This window comes from Pseudomonas sp. BNK-30 (assembly GCF_047456185.1).
Lineage (GTDB): Bacteria > Pseudomonadota > Gammaproteobacteria > Pseudomonadales > Pseudomonadaceae > Aquipseudomonas > Aquipseudomonas putida_E.
The window spans coordinates 3,655,397-3,675,410 of the sequence record NZ_CP179904.1; the positions used below are offsets into that span (position 1 = coordinate 3,655,397).

The window sequence follows — 20,014 nt, forward strand, 5'->3', positions numbered from 1 at the left end:
CCTCGACGTCCTTGATGCCATGCGCCTTGACCGCTTCCTCGCCAACCTGCCCAGCTATAGCCGCCAGCAAGTACGCCTGCTGCTGGTACAGCGCCGCGTGCGCGTGGATGGCGAAACGGTAGCCGACCCACGGGCTGAAGTCCGCGAATTCAGCCGTATCGAGGTGGATGATCAACTACTCCAGACGGGGCGCCCGGCGCGCTACCTGATGCTGCACAAACCGGCCGGCTGCGTCAGCGCCACGCACGACCCACAGCACCGCACCGTACTCGATTTGCTGCCTGCGCCGTTGCGCGAGGACCTGCACATTGCCGGGCGGCTCGACTACAACACCACCGGGCTGATGATCCTGACCAACGACGGCCAATGGTCGCGGCGCCTGACCCAGCCGGCGACCAAGCTGCCCAAGCACTACCTGGTGGAAACGGAAGATGAAATTGGCGCGCATTACGTCGACAAGTTTCGCACAGGCTTCTACTTCGCCTTCGAAGACCTGACCACCCTCCCCGCGCAACTGGACATCCTTGGCCCGCGCACGGCGAGGCTGGCCATCATTGAAGGGCGTTATCACCAGGTCAAGCGCATGTTCGGCTACTTCGACAACAAGGTTGTAGGGTTGCACCGGGAAACCATGGGCGCGATCCAGCTCGATCCAGGGTTGGCGCCGGGTGAATTCCGGGCGCTCACGGCTACGGAAATCGCCTCGGTCTAGGCCGCTTCAGGCACTGTCCGGACGTCATACGACCGCCCGGCGACAAAAGTCACAATTTCACCCAGCCGGCACTTGCGTGATCCTCAACCCACTGCTTGACTCCTAACTTGTCGGTCCGTGCGTGACTCGCCAGTCACACCGCGCGCCAGACACCTTTTTGCCGGCTACCCAAGGCCACGATGCCTTGGAGCACGGCAAATTGCCCGCCAAAAACAATACCGTCGACACGTGTGCCAAGGATCGACACAGGGCCCCGGTAATTCCTTCAGGCAAATGCCTACCTGTCATAAAGAACGTGCACCCTAGGTGACGCGAACACCCTTTTTGCGCCAGGAGTCGATGACATGAGGCCAGAAATCGCTGTACTTGATATCCAAGGTCAGTATCGGGTTTACACGGAGTTCCATCGCGCGGATGCAGCCGAGAAGACGATCATCCTGATCAATGGCTCACTGGCCACCACGGCTTCGTTCGCCCAGACGGTGCGTAACCTGCACCCACAATTCAACGTCGTGCTGTACGACCAGCCCTACTCCGGCAAGTCCAAGGCACATAACCGCCAGGAACGCCTGATCAGCAAGGAAGACGAGGCGCATATCCTGCTTGAGCTGATCGAGCACTTCCAGGCCGACCACGTGATGTCGTTCTCCTGGGGCGGTGCCTGCACCCTGCTGGCGCTGGCGCACCAGCCTCGCATGGTGAAAAAGGCGGTGGTCAGCTCGTTCTCACCGGTGATCAACGAACCGATGCGCGACTACCTGAACCGTGGTTGCCAGTACCTGGCTGCCTGCGATCGCTACCAGGTCGGCAACCTGGTCAACGACACCATTGGCAAGCACCTGCCATCGCTGTTCAAGCGCTTCAACTACCGGCACGTCAGCAGCCTGGACAGCCACGAGTATGCGCAGATGCACTTCCACATCAACCAGGTGCTGCAGCATGACCTGGAACGGGCACTGCGAGGCGCGCGCAACATCGACATCCCGGTGCTGTTCATCAACGGCGACCGTGACGAGTACACCACCGCAGAAGACGCTCGCCAGTTCGGCAACCATGTCGGCAAGAGCCACTTCACGGTGATCCGTGATGCCGGGCACTTCCTGGACATGGAGAACAAGACGGCCTGCGAAGCCACACGCAGCGCGTTGCTCGGCTTCCTCAAGCCGACCGTGCGCCAGGCCCGGGCACGCACCCCGTACAACGCCAGCCAAGAGCAGCATGCATGGGCCATCTGAGTGCATCGGCGCCCTGTAGCCATGGCCTGCAGGCTATGGGCGCCGACAGCTTTTTTTCACCGGTTTATAACGAGGGCTTCTAATTCCAGGCAGGTTCTGGTAAAAAGTCGGGCGCAGACGCGGGTATAGTTTAATGGTAGAACAGTAGCTTCCCAAGCTTCCGACGAGGGTTCGATTCCCTCTACCCGCTCCACACCGCATTACCGCATGGCGTTCAACCAGCGTCATCGCTGCCCCTGAGGCGAAGATCATCCGCAAGTCGATCTGCTTGCCGCCTTCAACAGCTCAGTACCCCAGCCTTTTCAGCAAACCTGGCTCACTTTCAGCCGGGCGATCATAAAAGCGCAGTAGCGCACCCGCCCTGTTGGTAAAGATCCCATCCACCCCTGCCTTCATGCTTGCGGCGAAGTCCTGCGCGTCATCGAGCGTATAGACGTGCACCAGCAGCCCGCGCTCATGGCTGGCCTGGTTCATCCATGGCTGAATGAGATCGGCATAGCTCTGTTCGCCCAGCTTGCTGCGCTTGGCAGAAGGCCCGGTACCGATCGCACCGCCCTGCTTGGCGAAGTCCAGCCAGCGCAGGAACTCAGCCCGGCTCTTCGGTTGCTGGCGTGCATAAAAAGCGGCCTTGTCGCTTTCGCCTGAATCCGCCAAATCTTGCCCCGAGGCCGGTGCTATGGCCTTGGTACCCACCCACAGCAGCAGAATCTTCGGTACCTGCGGCATCGCCTCGTGCAGCAACGCCAGGCTGTTGCGATCGAATGTCTGCAGCACCACGCGCCCAGGCCGATCGAGCCAGCCACGGGCCTCCAAGCGCTCTTTGAGCTGCCGTTCAATGCCTGGAAACTGGCTGGGAACCTTGGTCTCGATATACAAACCGGGCTGGCGCTGCGGGTTGCCTTCGGCAATATCGATGACTTCGTCAAGGGTAAGGATCGACAGTTTGGCGAACGATGCCCTGGCACGTGCCGGGTAGGCGTTGTTGAACCAGCTGCCGGCGTCCAGCGACCTGAGCTCGGCGAGGCTGAAGGCACTGACCGGGCTGTGTTTGCGCTCGGGGAAACGCTCGGCTACATCGCTGGTACGTGACAGCTCATCGTCGTGGACCACGACCAGCACGCCGTCGCGCGTGCGCTGCAGGTCCAGTTCCAGGTAGTCGGCGCCCAACTCGCGGGCCAACAGGTAGGCAGGCCTGGTGGATTCCGGTGCGTCGTAAGAGGCGCCGCGGTGAGCGATCACGGCCGGGTATGGTATGCCGTGGGCTGCGGCGAGGGCTTTGCCGTCCGTTGCCAAGGCCACTGAGCTCGGCCCCAGTGCTGCCAAGGCCAGCATCCCGATCAAACACTTGCGCATGTGAAGTCCTCTTTCATTCTGCGAACCTTGTCGTGGCTGTAGCGCAACCCTCGCACACATTGCATGACATGCTAAAGTCGCCCCCGTTTCCCGCTCCAGCGAATGGACCCATCATGCCCGCACTAGACGCCCACCTCGCCACCTGGCAGGAACTCGCCCAACGCCACCCCTGCGATGCCCTGCTACTGGGCAACGGCGCCAGCCGCGTGCTGTGGAAATCATTCGGCTATTTCTCGCTGTTCGAGGAGGCCCAGCGCGCCGGCCGCAAGAAAGGCCTGGCAATCAGCGACCAGGCCTTGTTCAAGTCCTTGGGCACTGAATTGTTCGAGCCGGTGCTGAGCACGCTGAACCAGACTGTGCGCGCCAACGCCGCCCTGGCGATCAACTCCACCGCGCCGCTGAACCGCTACTACTCGATCAAGGAAGCGCTGATCCACGCCGTGCGTACCGTGCACCTGCCATGGCCAAAGATGCCAGCGACAACCCTGGCATCGATCAACCAAGCCTTGCGCGGCTACCGCAGTGTCTATACCAGCAACTACGACCTGATCCTGCCTTGGGCAGTGCAGCACGCACCCCAGGGCTTCGCCACGCTGTTCGATGAGCAAGGCTTCTTCGACGTACGCCGCACCCGCAGCGAAGGGACGCGCGTGCTGCATTTGCACGGCGGCCTGCACCTGCTCAAGCTGCCCGACGGTACCACCCGTCAGCGCAGCGCCGAAAGCGCCGAGCTGCTGGACGGCTTTGCCGTGAACATTCCGGGTGAAGTACCGCTGTTCGTCAACGAAGACCGCAGTGACGAAAAACTGCGCGCCATCCGCAACTCGGATTACCTGGCCTGGTGCCTGGGCCAGTTGGCCCAGGAAAACCAGGGGCTATGCCTGTTCGGGCACCATCTGGACAGCAGTGACCAGCACTTGCTCGAAGCGATTCGCCAGGCGCGGCCGCGCCATCTTTCGATTGCCATACGGCCATTGAGCGAGGCTTCGGTGGTCAATCAGAAGCAGCACTTTGTGGACCGCTTTGGTGATCTGGCGGGGACAGCGCTGCATTTCTTTGATGCGGGTACGCATCCGTTGGGGTTGGCGGAGTACGCGATAAAGATGCCAGTGCATGCAGAACACTGACAGGCGCTCGGGGACGAGCGCCACAGCCGACTTACGCTGAGATGGGGGGAATCAACCCGTCGTTGCGCAACAACGTCTCCAGGCAATGCTCCTGCACCCCATAAAACGCTTTCAGTTGCGCAATCTTTTCCAGCAGCGCTTGCGCCGCTACGGGCTGCTTGCGCTTCACCGCAAGAATCATCTTGTTCTTGTTGGTGTGCTCAAGCGAGATGAACTCGAACACCTTGGTCTCGTAACCACAGGCTTCCAGATACAGCGCGCGCAAGCTGTCGGTGAGCATCTCGGCCTGCTGCCCCAGATGCAGGCCGTATTGCAGCATCGGCTGCAGCAAGCCCGGGCTGTGCAGTTGCGGGCGAATCTGCTTGTGACAGCACGGCGAGCACATGATGATCGCAGCGTTGCAACGGATTCCGGTGTGGATCGCGTAATCGGTGGCAATGTCGCAGGCATGCAGGGCGATCATCACCTCGATGGCCTCGGGTACTACGCTGCGCACGTCACCGCATTGAAACTCCAGGCCCGGATGCTCCAGACGCGAAGCCGCTGCATTGCACAAATCGACCATGTCCTGACGCAGCTCCACCCCAGTCACCTGGGCTGCGCGGCCCAGGCTGTTGCTCAGGTAGTCGTGCATGGCGAAGGTCAGGTAGCCCTTGCCTGAACCGAAATCGGCCACCCGCAGCACCTGGCCAGCCGGCACCGGCGCATTGGCCAGTGCGTGATCGAACACTTCAACGAACTTGTTGATCTGCTTCCACTTGCGCGACATGGACGGGATCAGCGCACCCTGTGCGTCGGTCACGCCCAGATCACGCAGGAAGGGCCGCGACAGTTCCAGGTAACGCTTCTTCTCGCGGTCGTGGCCCGTGCTGGCAGCAGCCTCGCGCGGCGCCTGGGCACCGTGGCGCTGGAGCATCGGCTTGCCCTTTTTGCTGAAGGTCAGTTGCACTTCGCCGTCGGCGTCGAACAGGTGGGCGTTGCGAAAGCTCTGCCCCAGCAGCTCGGCGATCAGTGCCTGGGCCTGGTCCAGCGGCACGTTGCGGGTGATGTCGCGGGTCTGGTGGCGGTAGACCAACGAAAGGGTGGGCTGCCCTTTTACCTGCACCGGCTTGGCGATGATCCGCTGTAGGGTCTGGTCGGCGCCGACATGGCGCGCCAGCACCAGTTTGACCAGGGTATTGCCGTGCAAGGCAGCGCTCAGCAGGTCGAGAAACTGGGCGCGCGCGTCCGGCGCGATAGAAGCGGAAGTACTGGCGGACATGGAAAACAGGTGCCTCGGATAGCGGTGAGCGCGTTGCGCAATGCCGCGCATTCTACGTTGATGCCTGGCTCAGGCGAAGGTTTTCGCGATGGGCGTGGTTCACTCTAGAATCACCAGACGGTTCGGCAGCTCGTTGCGTGCGTGGGTGCGTGGCACGTGCTCGCACAGCCGTTCACCGCAGGCCTCGATGCACTCGACAAACCCCTGCAAGGTACGGCCCTGGCGCACCTGTTCGGCGAAGCGGGCACCGATCACCGCACGCGAGTGTGCATCGAGGTGGCAATCGATACCTTGATCGACCAGGATCTCCACATGCAGCTCCGCCTCGGCCACGAAGATCAGCACCCCGGCCCCCTTGGCCGTGCAATGCAGTTTCTGCTCGCGAAACTGTTGCCGGGCCAGGCGCGATGCCTGCCAGCGGCGCAGCGCAGGGGGGACCAACCAGGCGTTCAGGCGTGGGGTACGTAGCAGCGCACAAAGGCCGATGAACAGCAGCAGGTTGGCCACCAGCAGCCCGTGCCCAACGGGCCAGCCCAGCAGCAGCTGCAAAAGGCCAGGCACCACCAGCGCCAGCACGGCGGCCCAAAACAGTGGAAGGTAGGCGTAATCATCGGCACGCCGGGCCAGCACGGTCACCAGCTCGGCATCGGTGCGCCGTTCCACGCGCGCGATGGCCTCAGCGATCTGGCGCTGCTCGTATTCGTCGAGGGAAGTCATGCCTTCGGTCTCTGATCGTTTTTATAGTTGTTGTCCCGGCACTCGGGTGATCCTCAGCGAGCGCCATAATCAGGCATAATCCGCCGCTGGAATTAATGCCGGTGAATCGTACAACAATAGCCGCCTGAAAACTTCGGCCGCGCGCGTATCACCGTGGATACGGCACAGGCCTCGACAACGGAATTCATGATGAAACTGTCTTTGCTGGGCCTGGCCTTGGGCCTTGCCAGCCAGGCGGCCCTTGCCGCCCCCACCGCCCCGCCCCTGCAGGACAAGCAGGCATTCATCGAGCATCTGATCAGCCAGATGACCGAGGCTGAAAAGATCGGCCAGCTGCGCCTGATCAGCATCGGCCCGGAGATGCCACGCGACAAGATCCGCGAAGAAATCGCCGCAGGCCGTATCGGCGGTACCTTCAACTCGCGCACTGCCCCCGAGAACCGGCCCATGCAGGACGCCGCCATGCGCAGCCGCCTGAAGATTCCGATGTTCTTCGCCTACGACACCATCCACGGCGAGCGCACCATTTTCCCGATCGGCCTGGGGCTGGCTGCCACCTGGGACATGGACGCCATCGCCAAGGTCGGCCGCACCTCGGCCATCGAAGCCGCCGCCGACGCCCTGGACATGACCTTTGCACCCATGGTCGACATCGCCCGCGACCCTCGCTGGGGCCGCACCAGCGAGGGTTTCGGTGAGGACACCTACCTGACCTCGAGGATCGGCCAGGCGATGGTCCGCTCGTTCCAGGGCAGCAGCCCGGCCAACCCGGACAGCATCATGGCCATCGTCAAGCACTTCGCCCTGTATGGCGCGGTGGAAGGCGGGCGCGACTACAACACGGTCGATATGAGCCTGCCGAAGATGTACAACGACTACCTGCCGCCCTACCGCGCCGCGCTCGACGCCGGTGCCGGCGGGGTGATGGTGGCGCTGAACTCGATCAACGGCGTGCCGGCCACCTCCAATACCTGGCTGATGAACGACCTGCTGCGCAAGGAGTGGGGCTTCAAGGGCGTGACCATCAGTGACCACGGTGCCATCCAGGAACTGATCCGCCACGGCGTCGCCCACGATGGTCGCGAAGCGGCCAAGCTGGCGATCAAGGCTGGCATCGACATGAGCATGAACGACACCCTGTATGGCGAAGAGCTGCCAGGGCTGCTCAAGTCAGGCGAGGTGACCCAGGCCGAACTGGACCAGGCCGTGCGCGAAGTACTGGGCGCCAAGTATGAAATGGGCCTGTTCAAGGACCCATACGTGCGGATCGGCAAGGCCGAAACCGACCTGAAGGATTACTACGGCGAAGACCGCCTGCACCGTGACGCCGCGCGCGACGTGGCGCGCCGCAGCCTGGTGCTGCTGGAAAACCGCAAGCAGACCCTGCCGCTGAAAAAAGCCGGCACCATTGCCTTGGTCGGCCCGCTGGCCGATGCGCCGATCGACATGATGGGCAGCTGGGCTGCCGACGGCAAACCGATGCACTCGGTCACCGTGCGCGAAGGCCTGCGCCGCGCCGTCGAGGGCAAGGCCAAGCTGGTCTATGCCAAAGGTTCCAACGTTACCAGCGACAAGGCGATCGTCGATTACCTCAACTTCCTCAACTTCGATGCTCCGGAAATCGTTGACGATCCGCGCCCGGCCGCTGTGCTGATCGATGAAGCGGTCAAAGCAGCGAAGCAATCCGATGTGGTGGTGGCGGTGGTGGGCGAGTCCCGCGGCATGTCCCACGAGTCGTCCAGCCGCACCACCCTGGAGATCCCGGCCAGCCAGCGCGAGCTGATCAAGGCCCTGAAAGCCACTGGCAAGCCGCTGGTACTGGTGCTGATGAACGGCCGGCCGCTGTCGATCGCCTGGGAACGCGAACAGGCCGATGCCATCCTGGAAACCTGGTTCGCTGGCACCGAGGGCGGCAATGCCATCGCCGACGTGCTGTTCGGTGACTACAACCCTTCGGGCAAGCTGGCCATCACCTTCCCGCGTTCGGTCGGGCAGATCCCGATGTACTACAACCACACGCGCATTGGCCGCCCGTTCACCCCAGGCAAGCCGGGCAACTACACCTCACAGTACTTCGAAGAGCCAAACGGCCCGCTGTACCCGTTCGGTTACGGCTTGAGCTACAGCACCTTCGAGCTGTCGGGGCTGAACCTGTCGCACAAGGACCTCAAGCGTGGCGACACGCTGGAGGCCAAGGTGACGGTGAAGAACACCGGCAAGGTGGATGGCGAGACCGTGGTCCAGTTGTACCTGCAGGACGTAGCAGCATCCATGAGCCGCCCGGTGAAGGAGCTTAAAAACTTCCAGAAAGTGATGCTCAAGGCCGGTGAGTCGCGGACCTTGGCCTTCCGCATAAGCGAAGAAGACCTGAAGTTCTTCAATGGGCAGCTGCAGCGGGTGGCTGAACCTGGCGCTTTCAATGTCCAGGTCGGGCTGGACTCAGAGGCCGTGCAGCAGAAGAGCTTCGAACTGCTGTAACCGGTCTGCAAGCATTACCGTCCTGTCGCCGGTTTGACGGCGATAGGACGGTACTGACAACTCCTTCATCCGGACCCGCCCCATGCCATTTTCCTTTCGCGCCCTGCGTTTGGGGCTGATCACCCTGCTGATCCTGGCCGGCACCGCGCTCAGTGCGGGCTGGGCCATGCAGCAGGCCAAGCGTCAAGCCATGGAGGATGACGCCCGCCGCGCCAGCCAACAGTTGGGGCTGTACGCCACGTCGCTGCATACCCTGATCGAACGCTATCGCGCCCTGCCCGCCGTCCTGGCGCTGGACCCGGAACTGATCCAGGCACTGCGCGGCCCGATCAGCGAGCAGGTACAGGACGCACTCAACCGCAAGCTCGAACGAATAAATGGTGCAGCCAATTCCTCCACCCTGGAGCTGCTCGACCACACCGGGCTGGCCGTGGCGGCCAGCAACTGGCGCTTGCCCACCACCTACGTAGGTTCCAACTACGGCTTTCGTCCGTATTTCAAGCAAACCCGCAGCCAGGGCAGCGGCCGCTTCTATGCCGTGGGCGTGACCAGCGGCGTGCCGGGGTATTTCCTGTCCAGTGCAGTCACCGACGAACAAGGGCGCTTTCTCGGGGCCATGGTGGTGAAACTGGAGTTTCCCGAACTTGAACGCGAGTGGCGCCAGGGCAGCGACATCCTGCTGGTCAGCGACGCACGCGGCATCACCTTCATCGCCAACCAGGACGGCTGGCGTTACCGCGAGCTGCAACCGCTCAGCGGGCCCGATCGGGCAGAGCTGGCCCAGACCCGCCAGTACGACAAGCAGCCGCTGGTACCGCTGCAGCATCAGGTACTGACCCGTTTCGCCAGCAACAGCACCCTCAGCCGCGTGCAGGGGCCTGATGGGCCTGCCGAGTACCTGTGGGAAAGCCTACCGCTGGAAAGTGAAGACTGGACCTTGCACCTGTTGCGCAAACCACAACTGGCCGCTGATGGCCGTAATGCAGCCCTGGGCGCAGCTGCCGCGTGGCTGAGCCTGGTGTTCGCTGCACTGTTCGTCAGCCAGCGCCTGCGCCTGGCCCGCTTGCGCCGGCGCAGCCGTGAAGAGCTCAAGCGCCAGGTCGAAGAGCGCACCCGCGAGCTGCGTACCGCCCAGGAGGGCCTGGTGCAGTCGGCCAAACTGGCCGCACTGGGGCAGATGTCAGCCGCCATGGCCCACGAGATCAACCAGCCGCTGACGACCCAGCGCATGCAACTGGAAACCCTGCGCCTGCTGCTCGATCACGGCCGCTACGACGAGGCACGCCAGGCCCTGGAGCCGCTGGAGCAGATGCTCACGCGCATGGCCGCGCTCACCAGCCACCTGAAAACCTTCGCCCGTAACAGCCCGGTCGGCCTGCGCGAGCGGCTGGACCTGGCGACCGTTGTCGATCAGGCCCTGCACCTGCTGGACACACGCATCCGCAGCGACGAGGTCGAAGTGGCCCTCTACCTGGCGCGCCCGGCATGGGTGCGCGGTGATGCGATCCGCCTGGAGCAAGTGTTGATCAACCTGCTGCGCAACGCCCTCGACGCCATGGCCGACAAACGTTACAAACGCCTGGAAATCCGCATCGAACCCGAGCACGATCAATGGCGACTGAGCGTGCTCGACTCTGGCGGCGGGATTGCCGAGACCGACCTGGCCAGGGTTTTTGACCCCTTCTTCACCACCAAACCGGTGGGTGAAGGGCTCGGCCTGGGCCTGGCGATTTCCTATGGCATCATCCATGAAGCCGGCGGCCAGTTACAGGCCGAAAACCTGCCAGGCGGTGCGCGCCTGAGCCTTACCCTGCCCCGCGACCTGGAGCCTGCATGTTGAATTCAGTGATCGTTGTCGATGATGAAGCCAGTATTCGCAGCGCCGTCGAGCAATGGTTGAACCTGTCCGGTTTCAACGTGCAGTTGTTCGCCCGCGCCGAGGACTGCCTGGCTCAGTTGCCCTGTCATTTTCCAGGGGTTGTCATCAGTGACGTGCGCATGCCGGGCATGGGCGGCTTGCAGCTGCTCGAGCGCCTGCAGGCCGATGATCCGGACCTGCCGGTCATTCTTCTGACCGGGCATGGCGATGTGCCGATGGCGGTCGAGGCCATGCGCAACGGCGCCTACGATTTCCTGGAAAAACCCTTCACGCCACAGCACCTGCTCGGGAGCCTGCGCCGCGCGCTGGAGAAGCGCCAGCTGGTGCTGGAGAACCGCCGCCTGCATGAGCAGGCAGACCTCAAGTCGCGCCTGGAATCCACGCTTCTGGGTATGTCCCAAGGCCTGCAGCAATTGCGTCGGCAGGTGCTGGACCTGGCCAGCCTGCCGGTCAATGTGCTGATTCGCGGCGAAACCGGGAGTGGCAAGGAGCGCGTGGCGCGCTGCCTGCACGACTTCGGCCCGCGTGCAGGCAAGCCCTTCGTGGCGCTCAACTGTGCAGCCATCCCTGAGTCGCTGTTCGAAGCCGAACTGTTCGGCCACGAAAGCGGTGCCTTTACCGGCGCCCAAGGCAAGCGCATCGGCAAGCTCGAATATGCCAACGGCGGCACGGTGTTTCTCGATGAAATCGAGAGCATGCCATTGGCCCAGCAGGCCAAGCTGCTGCGGGTGATCCAGGAGCAGAAGCTGGAAAGGCTGGGGGCCAATCAGAGCATCAGCGTCGACCTGCGAATTATCGCCGCAACCAAGCCCGACCTGCTCGAAGAGGCACGCGCCGGGCGTTTTCGCGAAGACCTGGCCTATCGCCTGAATGTCGCCGAACTGCGCCTGGCACCGTTGCGCGAGCGGCGCGAGGACATCCCGCTGCTGTTCGAACACTTCGCCCACGCTGCAGCCCAGAAGCTCGGCCGCTCAGCCCCGCCGTTGTCGGGTACGCAACTGGCGCAGCTGCTGTCACATGACTGGCCGGGCAACGTGCGGGAACTGGCCAATGCCGCCGAACGCCACGCGCTGGGCTTGGGTTCGCCGAGCCTTGACAGCTTGCCTGCAGGCCAATCCCTGGTAGAGCAGATGGAGGCGTTCGAGGCGCAATGTCTGCGTGTGGCGTTGCGCTTGCACAAGGGTGAGATCAAGGGCGTGATGCAAGACTTGCAACTGCCCAGGCGCACCCTCAACGAAAAAATGCAGCGCCATGGGCTGGTACGCGAGGATTTCGTCGTGCGGGAATGAGCGGAAATCCGCCTATTGGTTAATCTCAATAAGCAAAAATCCGCTTACTTTTACTCTTTTTCCTAAGCCTGCCCTGCAGTTCATCACGTGCAGGCGCAGGCCGATGCAAACCGCGGCCGGCCAGCGGCAGCGCGGCTTCCATGCAAGCTGCAGCTCCGTGAACGGCGCCACGCGCCCTCAAATGAATCACCACGCACCCGTTTGGCACACCTTCTGCAATCTCGCTGGCAAGCTGCGCTTCGGCGCGCTCCACAAAAACAACGAGAAGGTATCCCTGATGGATAACGCCACCTCCCTGCCAACCGGGGCAGCCGTCGCGCCCGCCGCAGAAAGAACCACCGCCAGCCGCCTCAAGTCGATTTTCAGCGGTTCCATCGGCAACATGGTCGAATGGTACGACTGGTACGTCTACGCCGCATTCTCGCTGTATTTCGCCAAGGCCTTCTTCCCGGCCGGCGATTCCACCGCACAACTGCTCAACACCGCCGCGATCTTTGCCGTGGGCTTCCTCATGCGCCCGATCGGTGGCTGGCTGATGGGCCTGTACGCCGACCGCAAGGGGCGCAAGGCCGCGCTGATGGCCTCGGTTCTGCTCATGTGCGCCGGCTCTCTGGTCATCGCCCTGACCCCGGGTTACGAAACCATCGGCGTCGCCGCCCCGGTCCTGCTGGTCATCGCCCGCCTGCTGCAAGGCCTGTCGGTAGGGGGTGAATACGGCACCTCGGCCACCTACCTCAGCGAAATGGCCAGCAAGGAGCGCCGTGGTTTCTTCTCCAGCTTCCAGTACGTGACCCTGATCTCCGGTCAGCTCATCGCCCTGGCGGTGCTGATCGTTCTGCAGCAGACGCTGACCACCGAGCAACTGTATGCCTGGGGCTGGCGCGTACCGTTCGTGATTGGCGCGCTCTGCGCGGTGGTCGCGCTGTACCTGCGCCGCGGCATGGAAGAAACCGCCTCGTTCACCAAGAAGGAAAAGGCCAAGGAAAGCCTGATGCGCACCCTGATGCGCCACCCCAAGGAACTGATGACCGTGGTCGGCCTGACCATGGGCGGTACTTTGGCCTTCTACACCTACACCACCTACATGCAGAAATACCTGGTCAACACCGTTGGCATGAGCATCAGTGACTCGACCACCATTTCGGCGGCCACACTGTTCCTGTTCATGTGCCTGCAGCCTATCATCGGCGGCCTGTCGGACAAGATCGGCCGTCGCCCGATCCTGATCGCCTTCGGCGTACTGGGCACCCTGTTCACCGTGCCGATCCTCAGCACCCTGCACACCATTGAGTCCTGGTGGGGCGCGTTCTTCCTGATCATGGCTGCGTTGATCATCGTCAGCGGTTACACCTCGATCAATGCCGTGGTCAAAGCCGAACTGTTCCCGACCGAGATCCGCGCCCTGGGTGTTGGCCTGCCTTACGCCCTGACCGTCTCGATCTTCGGCGGCACCGCAGAATACGTAGCCCTGTGGTTCAAGAGCGCCGGGATGGAGAGCGGTTTCTACTGGTACGTCACGGCGTGCATCGCTTGTTCGCTGTTGGTGTACGCGACCATGAAGGACACCAAGCAGCATTCGCGGATTACGACTGACTGACAGTAACCCTGCGGTTTGAAAAGGGGCGCCCCAGTAACTGGGCGCCCCTTTTTTGGTTGCTCGCAAAGCTTTTGTGATGTCGCTGGTTGCATCGTTTGAGTGTTCTGGCGCCCTTGACACTCACCCGACAGCCCACCAAATCCCCGCCTTAACCCCGAATTAATACCGCTGCTGCATCCTGCGTAGGCTGGAGAGCCCAATTGCACTGCGCAACGCATCCCTGGCGTTGCCGGGCCGTACCCAGTGCAAAGTGACAATCGGTACGCCCAAAATGATCTGATAATTCGATTATTTAACGCCAATTTTTGCGCTTTTTAATCAAATTAATCGGCGTAGCATTGGACCCATAGAAACAAACAACCTCTTGAACCCAACGGAGCAACGACCATGAAAAACAAACTGATCCTCACCCTGGCCCTCTCGGTTTTCGCCACTGGCGCCTTCGCCGAAGATGGCTTCGAGCGCACCAACGCCCACAGCTTCGCAGCGGCCCAGAGCCAAGCGGCCACTTACGCTGAAGACGGTTTCGACCGCACTGGTGCACAACGCTTCGCCGAAGACGGCTTCGACCGCACTGGCGCACAACGCTTCGCCGAAGACGGTTTCGACCGCACTGGCGCACAACGCTTCGCCGAAGACGGCTTCGACCGCACCAACGCCCACCGCATCAGCTGATCCCTGATGCGTGCAACCAGCCCGGCCTCGGTCGGGCTTGATCATTTCCAGGCGGGCACAAGCTTGGCACACTAGGCGCCTCGTCCCCTCTGGAGGTAGGGCCACAGGCCCGACAGATGTACTACTACGAACCCGCCAAAGGCCACGGCCTGCCCCACGACCCGTTCAATGCCATCGTAGGCCCACGCCCGATCGGCTGGATCTCATCCCAGGACCGCGAAGGCCGTTTGAACCTCGCCCCCTACAGTTTCTTCAACGCCTTCAACTACATCCCACCGATCATCGGTTTCTGCAGCGTCGGGCGCAAAGACAGCCTGAACAATATCGAGCAGACCGGTGAGTTCGTCTGGAACCTGGCCACCCGCCCGCTGGCCGAAGCCATGAACCAGAGCTGCGCAGCCGTACCGGCAGAGGTGAACGAGTTCGACTTGAGCGGGTTGACGGCAACCCCGTCGAGCCTGGTGAAGGTGCCCCGCGTGGGCGAAACCCCGGTGGCTTTCGAATGCAAGGTGAGCCAGATCGTCCAGCTCAAGCGGGCCGACCAGGAACATGTGCCGAGCTGGCTGATCCTCGGCGAGGTGGTGGCGGTGCATATCGCTGAGCACCTGCTCAAGGACGGTATCTACGATACCGCGGCCGCCGAGCCGATCTTGCGAGGCGGTGGCCCGGCGGACTACTTCGAGCTGGGCAACCTGTTCAAGATGAGAAGGCCGCAGGCCTGATCACCAGACCAACTCGCCTTCTTCACCAACGCCCTTGAGGCGTTCGAGTTCGGCGCAGGCGGCCTCATCGGCCGCCATGGCGCTCTTGAACACCTGGCCATCGAGCACCTTGTGAAAGCGCGGCGCACCGCCCATGCCCAGCGCCTTGACCGCGATAGCGGCGTTGTAGCCGCCGCCTTCCACCGGGACCATCGCCGAAACCGCTTCGAAATGCGGGAATTCTTTACGTGCCATGTTGCAATCCGCGTCGTTGATCGAGGGGCGGCATTTTACCCTGCGCGGCATGGCATTCAACCGAAGGTATGCAGATCCAGGCTGCTGACCACCTGGGCCTGCACCAGTTCGCCAAACACCTGCAAGGTCGGCGACTCGAAATAACCTGTCATCGCCTGTTGGTCACGCCAGCTCCCACTGAGCAGCCAAAGATCGGCATCGGCCTGCGAACGCTGTACGGTAAAGCTCAGGCAGCCAGGCGCGCTCAGCGAAGGCTCAAGCAGGTCCCGCAGGCGCGCGCCGAGCTCCGCCGAACGACCGCTGCTGGCACGGATGAAAGCCAAATGGGTGACCGGTTGTAGAAGGGCCATTGCACGATCTCCTTGGAGCAGACGGACGGGAAAACCAGGCTGCCAAGGTTAGTGGCGCGCTCGCGCGGCGCGTTAGGCCATTACTGCACGTCGATTGCCTGATCCTGCCGCACGGCAGGATCAGGCAATCGACGTGCAGCTTTGGACTAGCGCCCGCCATTGCCCAAACCTATGCTGCGTCGGTCAGCAGAGGAAAGCCATCATGACCACCGCCCCGTCCATTGATCCGACCCTGGAAGTGCAGCGCCAGGAACTGGCCGAGCTGATCGGGCGCCATGCCGGCGAAGCCCACGGCCCCGCGTCGGCCATCGATGATCTGTACCTGGTGCGCTACACCGAGAACGTGCGCTCGGTGCCAACCCTGGCCCAGCCTGCCCTGTGCGTCCTCGCCCAAGGCAGCAAAAGCCTGTTTCTGGGCGACGAGCAGTATGCCTACGACCCGCTGCATTACATGGTGGTGTCGGTGACCCTGCCGCTCAGCGGTGCCAAGCTCGATGCCAGCCCGGAAAATCCCAGCCTGGGCCTGCGTCTGGACCTTGACCCGGCCGAGATCAGCCAGTTGATTGCCGAAAGCGGGCCGATGCTGGTGCCCAATCTGCCCTCAGGTCGCGGCCTCTATGTGGAAAGGACAGATCCGCAACTGCTCGACGCACTGCTGCGCCTGATTCGCCTGCTGGACGCCCCGCGGGACATTGCCATGCTGGCGCCGCTGATCCGGCGGGAAATCCTCTATCGCCTGTTGCGCGGCCCTCAGGGTTACCGCCTGTATGAAATTGCCCTGGCCAACAGCCAGACGCACCGGGTGTGCCAAGCCATCACCTGGCTCAATCAGAATTACCAGCAACCGCTGCGCATCGAGGACCTGGCTCGGGAGGTCAACCTCAGCACGTCAACCTTGCACCACAGGTTCAAAGCCGTGACCTCCATGAGCCCCTTGCAGTACCAGAAGCAGTTGCGCCTGCAGGAGGCCCGCCGGCTGATGCTCAACGATGGCCTCGAGGCAGCGGTGGCGGGTTATCGGGTGGGTTATGAAAGCCCATCACAGTTCAGCCGCGAGTACAGCCGGCTGTATGGCGCGCCGCCGATCCGGGATGTGGCGCGCTTGCGGGCCAGTGCCGGGTAATAGAGTGCACAATCAGCCTTCTACCACCGCCTGCCACTGGTTCTGATCGACCTGGATCAACGTCGGCCCCTTACGCTCCACCGCCCGCCCCAGGGCCGCCTGCAACTGCTGCACATCGCCAACCTGTTCCGCTTCAGCCCCCAACGCACGTGCCACGCCGATGAAATCCGGGGTATGGATATCGACCCCTACCGGCTCGATGGCACGATTGACCATGTATTTCTTGATCTCTTCATAGCCCTGGTTATTCCACAGCAGCACGATCAACGGCACCTGCGCCTCCACCGCACTGGCCAGCTCCGGCAGGGTGAACTGCAGCCCACCGTCCCCGATCAGGCACACTGCCGGGGCACGCGTGGCCGGTTGCTCGGCGCTGCCCAGCCACGCCCCCATCGCCGCCGGCAGTGCATAACCCAAGGTGCCGTAACCGGTCGAGGCATTGAACCAGCGGCGTGGCTGATCCATATCCAGGGTCAGGTTGCCGGTGTACACAGGTTGAGTCGAATCGCCCACCAGGATGGCGTTGGGCAAGCGTTCCAGAATGCTGGTCAGCAGGCGGGTCTGGCTCAGGGTTGGCTGGTCCCAGGTAGCGTTCAGTGACGTGCGCAGGCGCTGCGCGCGTGCCGCCCCCCACGTGCCATCGCGGGCAGGCTGGGGCAGGTCGTGCAAGGCATCGAGCAATGCCTGTGCTGCCAGCTCGGCATCGGCGACCAGCGCCAGCTCCGGCAGGTAATTGCGCACGGTCTGGTCCGGGTCGATGTCGATGCGCAGCAGTGCCCCGGGGATTTCAAAGCCGCCCTTGAACGTCACGTCGTAGTCAGTTTCAGCCAGCTCGGTGCCAATCGCCAGCACTACATCAGCCTCAGCCACCAGCGCACGGGTGGCGACCAGCGACTGGGTCGACCCGATCTGCAACGGATGGTCAGAGGGCAGCAGGCCCTTTGCATTGATGGTCAGAGCCACAGGGGCCTGCAGGTACTCGGCCATGCGCGCAAGCGCAGGGCCAGCAGCCAAAGCACCGCCGCCTGCCAGGATCAAAGGCTTGCGCGCCTTGGCCAGGCGTTCGGCCATCAGTGCCACAGCCTGCGGCGCGGCGCCCGCGCGGCTACTGCGTACAGGGCGGCCCGGTAGCAGATGGTCAGCAGGCTCGACCAGCACGTCCAGCGGAATCTCGATATGCACCGGACGCGGCCGGGCGCCATCGAACACGGCAAACGCGCGCGCCAGTACCTGTGGCAAGTCATCAGCGCTCATCAAGGTTTGCGAGAAGGCGGCCACCCCAGCCACCAGGGCGCTTTGGTTGGGCAGCTCGTGCAGCTTGCCACGGCCACCACCCAGCTGGCTGCGCGATTGCACGCTGGAAATCACCAGCATCGGGATCGAATCGGCGTAGGCCTGGCCCATCGCGGTGGTGATGTTGGTCATCCCAGGGCCGGTGATGATGAAACATACACCCGGCTTGCCACGCGTACGCGCATAGCCGTCAGCCATGAACCCGGCGCCTTGCTCATGACGCGGTGTGATATGGCGGATGGACGAGCCCGCCAACCCTCGGTAGAGTTCCACTGTATGTACGCCGGGGATGCCGAAGACATGGTCTACGCCATAGCCTTCGAGGAGTTTGACCAGTACTTCGCCGCAGGTAGCCATCGCGTTTCACCTTGGATCTTGTTGGAATCTGCGCTCATTGGACCCAACGCACAGCTATCGCCACAAGGCAAAAAAACACATACTAGCCATGTCCTGTAATCATGGCTTGCGCGATGAAACGCCTTCCACCGCTTTCCGCTCTGCACACCTTCCTGATCACCGCTCAGCACTGCAACTTCACCCGTGCCGCACAGCAGTTGCATATCACCCAGGGCGCCGTCAGCCGGCAGATCGCCGGGCTCGAAGAGCACCTGGGGTATGCCCTGTTCCAACGCCAGGCCCGCGGCCTGAGCCTGACGCGTGAAGGCCAGGACTGGCTGCCGCGCGTGCAACAGGTGTTCGCCTTGATCGAACAGGGTGTGCGCGAGGTGGGCGGGCGCAGCACGACCTTGCAGCTCAAGGCGCCGACCTGCGTGATGCGCTGGCTGTTGCCGCGCCTGATGGAATGGCAGGCACTGCGCCCGGATGTGCCGGTAGAGCTGACCACCACGGTGCAACATGGCGTGGATTTTCGGCGCGAAGGGTTCGATGCGGCGGTGGTCTATGGCAGCTTGCCCAATCATGGGCTGCGGGTGCGCAAGCTGTTCGATGAGCAACTCACGCCCGTCTGCGCGCCATCGTTACTGGCTGGGCCTTTGCCACTGAAGCAGGTCGAGGACCTGGCGCGCCATATGCTGCTGCACCCATCGCGGGATGAGCATGACTGGCGCCTGTGGCTGCAAGCGGCCGGTGCGTCACTCGACCTGCACGGGCCGAAGCAGCACTTCGAGACGCTGGACATGGCCATGGCCATGGCATCCCAGGGCACTGGGGTTGCCATTGGCGATTGGGCATTGATTGGCGATGACCTGCGCGGCGGGCGTTTGTGCATGCCCTTCGGGTTGAAGGTGACCACCGGCAAAGCCTATTACCTGGCCTGCCAGTCCAAAAGCTTGCCAGCAGGGTTGGCCGAGCTGATGGACTGGCTGGAGGGCCGTGCCGAGGCTCAGTAACCGACGGTAAAACGCTGCCGCGAATGCGCCGGTTTCTCCAGTTCATCGAGCATGGCAATGGCGTAGTCGGCAAAGGTAATCCAGCTCTTGCCATCGGCGCCGATCAGCAGGTGGTCCTTGCCCAAGGTGTAATGCCCTGTCCGCTCCCCTTCGACGAACTCAGCCGACGGCGACAGGAAGGTCCAGTCCAGGTTCTGTTCCTGGCGCAGCACCTCAAGAAAGCGTACACCGGCGCTGGCCTCGGCCTTGTAAGCCTCGGGAAAGTCCGGGCTGTCGATGACCCGATGCCCGGAAGGCAACAGCAGGCTGCCGGCGCCCCCGACCACCAACAGGCGTTTGACGCCCGCACGCTTGACCGGCTCGATGATCGCATGCGGCTCGATGGTCGAAAAACGCGCAGCGCTCAGCACCGCATCCACACCCGCCAGCGCCTTGTGCAGCGCCGCGCTGTCCTTGACGTCGAGCGCCTGCACGGTCACGCCCGCGCGCCCCTGCAGTGTCGAAGGGTCGCGGGCAATGGCGAGCACACTGTGCCCGCGGCGCAACGCCTCTTCCAGCAGTTGGCTGCCAGCGCGGCCAGTAGCACCGATGATTGCGATCTTGCTCATGAGGAACACTCC

At 62.8% G+C, this 20,014-nt stretch carries 18 protein-coding genes and 1 tRNA gene; 12 read left to right on the top strand and 7 right to left on the bottom strand.

Going from position 1 to position 20,014, the window contains the following annotated elements; genetic code table 11:
* Positions 1 to 19 precede the first annotated feature (19 nt).
* The 3 genes from ACMGGN_RS16985 to ACMGGN_RS16995 all read left to right on the top strand — a co-directional run bounded on the left by ACMGGN_RS16985 (position 20) and on the right by ACMGGN_RS16995 (position 2,140).
* Positions 20 to 712 (top strand): pseudouridine synthase, encoded by a 693-nt coding sequence (locus ACMGGN_RS16985; RefSeq protein WP_115273685.1) that lies wholly within the window; start codon positions 20 to 22, stop codon positions 710 to 712.
* A gap of 344 nt (positions 713 to 1,056) precedes the next feature.
* Positions 1,057 to 1,947, top strand: coding sequence for an alpha/beta fold hydrolase (locus ACMGGN_RS16990; RefSeq protein WP_046784933.1), 891 nt, complete (start codon positions 1,057 to 1,059; stop codon positions 1,945 to 1,947).
* Between the two features lie 119 nt (positions 1,948 to 2,066).
* Positions 2,067 to 2,140 (top strand) — tRNA-Gly (locus ACMGGN_RS16995).
* Between the two features lie 92 nt (positions 2,141 to 2,232).
* Here ACMGGN_RS16995 and ACMGGN_RS17000 read toward each other — a convergent pair.
* Positions 2,233 to 3,300 carry a glycerophosphodiester phosphodiesterase gene (locus tag ACMGGN_RS17000; RefSeq protein WP_174142063.1) on the bottom strand — a complete coding sequence of 356 codons (1,068 nt, stop codon included), beginning with the start codon at positions 3,298 to 3,300 and terminating at the stop codon, positions 2,233 to 2,235.
* 113 nt (positions 3,301 to 3,413) lie between these two features.
* Between ACMGGN_RS17000 and ACMGGN_RS17005 the strand changes: the two genes are divergently transcribed.
* Positions 3,414 to 4,427: a DUF4917 family protein gene (locus ACMGGN_RS17005; protein ID WP_174142064.1), complete on the top strand. Its 1,014-nt coding sequence runs from the start codon at positions 3,414 to 3,416 to the stop codon at positions 4,425 to 4,427.
* 31 nt (positions 4,428 to 4,458) lie between these two features.
* Here ACMGGN_RS17005 and ACMGGN_RS17010 read toward each other — a convergent pair whose 3' ends face one another.
* On the bottom strand, positions 4,459 to 5,688 hold the full coding sequence (locus ACMGGN_RS17010) for a class I SAM-dependent methyltransferase (RefSeq protein WP_174142065.1): 1,230 nt from the start codon (positions 5,686 to 5,688) through the stop codon (positions 4,459 to 4,461).
* A gap of 99 nt (positions 5,689 to 5,787) precedes the next feature.
* Positions 5,788 to 6,405, bottom strand: a complete 618-nt coding sequence (locus tag ACMGGN_RS17015) for a TPM domain-containing protein (protein ID WP_046784931.1) — start codon at positions 6,403 to 6,405, stop codon at positions 5,788 to 5,790.
* 186 nt (positions 6,406 to 6,591) lie between these two features.
* On the opposite strand from ACMGGN_RS17015, the gene bglX reads away from it, so the two are divergent.
* From bglX to ACMGGN_RS17045, 6 genes are all read left to right on the top strand, one after another.
* Complete coding sequence (gene bglX, locus ACMGGN_RS17020; RefSeq protein WP_174142066.1) at positions 6,592 to 8,883, top strand: beta-glucosidase BglX; 2,292 nt, start codon at positions 6,592 to 6,594, stop codon at positions 8,881 to 8,883.
* 82 nt (positions 8,884 to 8,965) lie between these two features.
* Entirely contained in the window at positions 8,966 to 10,723 is a 1,758-nt protein-coding gene (locus ACMGGN_RS17025; RefSeq protein ID WP_174142067.1) for an ATP-binding protein, read from the top strand.
* On the top strand, positions 10,717 to 12,051 hold the full coding sequence (locus ACMGGN_RS17030; protein ID WP_046784929.1) for a sigma-54-dependent transcriptional regulator: 1,335 nt from the start codon (positions 10,717 to 10,719) through the stop codon (positions 12,049 to 12,051). The genes ACMGGN_RS17025 and ACMGGN_RS17030 overlap by 7 nt, the downstream gene beginning before the upstream one ends.
* 277 nt (positions 12,052 to 12,328) lie before the next feature.
* Entirely contained in the window at positions 12,329 to 13,648 is a 1,320-nt protein-coding gene (locus ACMGGN_RS17035) for an MFS transporter (RefSeq protein ID WP_046784965.1), read from the top strand.
* 387 nt (positions 13,649 to 14,035) lie between these two features.
* The gene (locus tag ACMGGN_RS17040; RefSeq protein ID WP_115273681.1) at positions 14,036 to 14,323 is read left to right on the top strand and encodes a hypothetical protein; all 288 of its coding nucleotides are present in this window, start codon (positions 14,036 to 14,038) and stop codon (positions 14,321 to 14,323) included.
* Positions 14,324 to 14,439: 116 nt separating this feature from the next.
* Positions 14,440 to 15,045 (top strand): flavin reductase family protein, encoded by a 606-nt coding sequence (locus tag ACMGGN_RS17045; protein ID WP_125924252.1) that lies wholly within the window; start codon positions 14,440 to 14,442, stop codon positions 15,043 to 15,045.
* Here ACMGGN_RS17045 and ACMGGN_RS17050 read toward each other — a convergent pair whose 3' ends face one another.
* A complete protein-coding gene (locus ACMGGN_RS17050; protein WP_115275480.1) occupies positions 15,046 to 15,279 on the bottom strand; it encodes a hypothetical protein in 234 nt (77 codons plus the stop codon).
* 56 nt (positions 15,280 to 15,335) lie between these two features.
* A complete protein-coding gene (locus tag ACMGGN_RS17055) occupies positions 15,336 to 15,629 on the bottom strand; it encodes a putative quinol monooxygenase (RefSeq protein ID WP_012312958.1) in 294 nt (97 codons plus the stop codon).
* Between the two features lie 202 nt (positions 15,630 to 15,831).
* Between ACMGGN_RS17055 and ACMGGN_RS17060 the strand changes: the two genes are divergently transcribed.
* Positions 15,832 to 16,752: an AraC family transcriptional regulator gene (locus tag ACMGGN_RS17060; protein ID WP_039604874.1), complete on the top strand. Its 921-nt coding sequence runs from the start codon at positions 15,832 to 15,834 to the stop codon at positions 16,750 to 16,752.
* A gap of 12 nt (positions 16,753 to 16,764) precedes the next feature.
* On the opposite strand, the gene ACMGGN_RS17065 is transcribed toward ACMGGN_RS17060, so the two are convergent.
* Positions 16,765 to 18,402: a 5-guanidino-2-oxopentanoate decarboxylase gene (locus ACMGGN_RS17065; protein WP_125924253.1), complete on the bottom strand. Its 1,638-nt coding sequence runs from the start codon at positions 18,400 to 18,402 to the stop codon at positions 16,765 to 16,767.
* A 113-nt stretch (positions 18,403 to 18,515) separates the two neighbouring features.
* Here ACMGGN_RS17065 and ACMGGN_RS17070 point away from each other — a divergent pair, with 113 nt between their 5' ends.
* Complete coding sequence (locus tag ACMGGN_RS17070) at positions 18,516 to 19,394, top strand: LysR substrate-binding domain-containing protein (RefSeq protein ID WP_119688340.1); 879 nt, start codon at positions 18,516 to 18,518, stop codon at positions 19,392 to 19,394.
* On the opposite strand, the gene ACMGGN_RS17075 is transcribed toward ACMGGN_RS17070, so the two are convergent.
* Positions 19,388 to 20,002: an NAD(P)-dependent oxidoreductase gene (locus ACMGGN_RS17075; protein ID WP_115273678.1), complete on the bottom strand. Its 615-nt coding sequence runs from the start codon at positions 20,000 to 20,002 to the stop codon at positions 19,388 to 19,390. The genes ACMGGN_RS17070 and ACMGGN_RS17075 overlap by 7 nt on opposite strands.
* Positions 20,003 to 20,014 lie beyond the last annotated feature (12 nt).

Coding starts and splice junctions, on each gene's coding strand:
- ACMGGN_RS16985 (WP_115273685.1), top strand. CDS start 20: ATGCGCCTTGACCGCTTCCTCGCCAACCTGCCCAGCTATAGCCGCCAG.
- ACMGGN_RS16990 (WP_046784933.1), top strand. CDS start 1,057: ATGAGGCCAGAAATCGCTGTACTTGATATCCAAGGTCAGTATCGGGTT.
- ACMGGN_RS17000 (WP_174142063.1), bottom strand. CDS start 3,300: ATGCGCAAGTGTTTGATCGGGATGCTGGCCTTGGCAGCACTGGGGCCG.
- ACMGGN_RS17005 (WP_174142064.1), top strand. CDS start 3,414: ATGCCCGCACTAGACGCCCACCTCGCCACCTGGCAGGAACTCGCCCAA.
- ACMGGN_RS17010 (WP_174142065.1), bottom strand. CDS start 5,688: ATGTCCGCCAGTACTTCCGCTTCTATCGCGCCGGACGCGCGCGCCCAG.
- ACMGGN_RS17015 (WP_046784931.1), bottom strand. CDS start 6,405: ATGACTTCCCTCGACGAATACGAGCAGCGCCAGATCGCTGAGGCCATC.
- bglX (WP_174142066.1), top strand. CDS start 6,592: ATGATGAAACTGTCTTTGCTGGGCCTGGCCTTGGGCCTTGCCAGCCAG.
- ACMGGN_RS17025 (WP_174142067.1), top strand. CDS start 8,966: ATGCCATTTTCCTTTCGCGCCCTGCGTTTGGGGCTGATCACCCTGCTG.
- ACMGGN_RS17030 (WP_046784929.1), top strand. CDS start 10,717: ATGTTGAATTCAGTGATCGTTGTCGATGATGAAGCCAGTATTCGCAGC.
- ACMGGN_RS17035 (WP_046784965.1), top strand. CDS start 12,329: ATGGATAACGCCACCTCCCTGCCAACCGGGGCAGCCGTCGCGCCCGCC.
- ACMGGN_RS17040 (WP_115273681.1), top strand. CDS start 14,036: ATGAAAAACAAACTGATCCTCACCCTGGCCCTCTCGGTTTTCGCCACT.
- ACMGGN_RS17045 (WP_125924252.1), top strand. CDS start 14,440: ATGTACTACTACGAACCCGCCAAAGGCCACGGCCTGCCCCACGACCCG.
- ACMGGN_RS17050 (WP_115275480.1), bottom strand. CDS start 15,279: ATGGCACGTAAAGAATTCCCGCATTTCGAAGCGGTTTCGGCGATGGTC.
- ACMGGN_RS17055 (WP_012312958.1), bottom strand. CDS start 15,629: ATGGCCCTTCTACAACCGGTCACCCATTTGGCTTTCATCCGTGCCAGC.
- ACMGGN_RS17060 (WP_039604874.1), top strand. CDS start 15,832: ATGACCACCGCCCCGTCCATTGATCCGACCCTGGAAGTGCAGCGCCAG.
- ACMGGN_RS17065 (WP_125924253.1), bottom strand. CDS start 18,402: ATGGCTACCTGCGGCGAAGTACTGGTCAAACTCCTCGAAGGCTATGGC.
- ACMGGN_RS17070 (WP_119688340.1), top strand. CDS start 18,516: ATGAAACGCCTTCCACCGCTTTCCGCTCTGCACACCTTCCTGATCACC.
- ACMGGN_RS17075 (WP_115273678.1), bottom strand. CDS start 20,002: ATGAGCAAGATCGCAATCATCGGTGCTACTGGCCGCGCTGGCAGCCAA.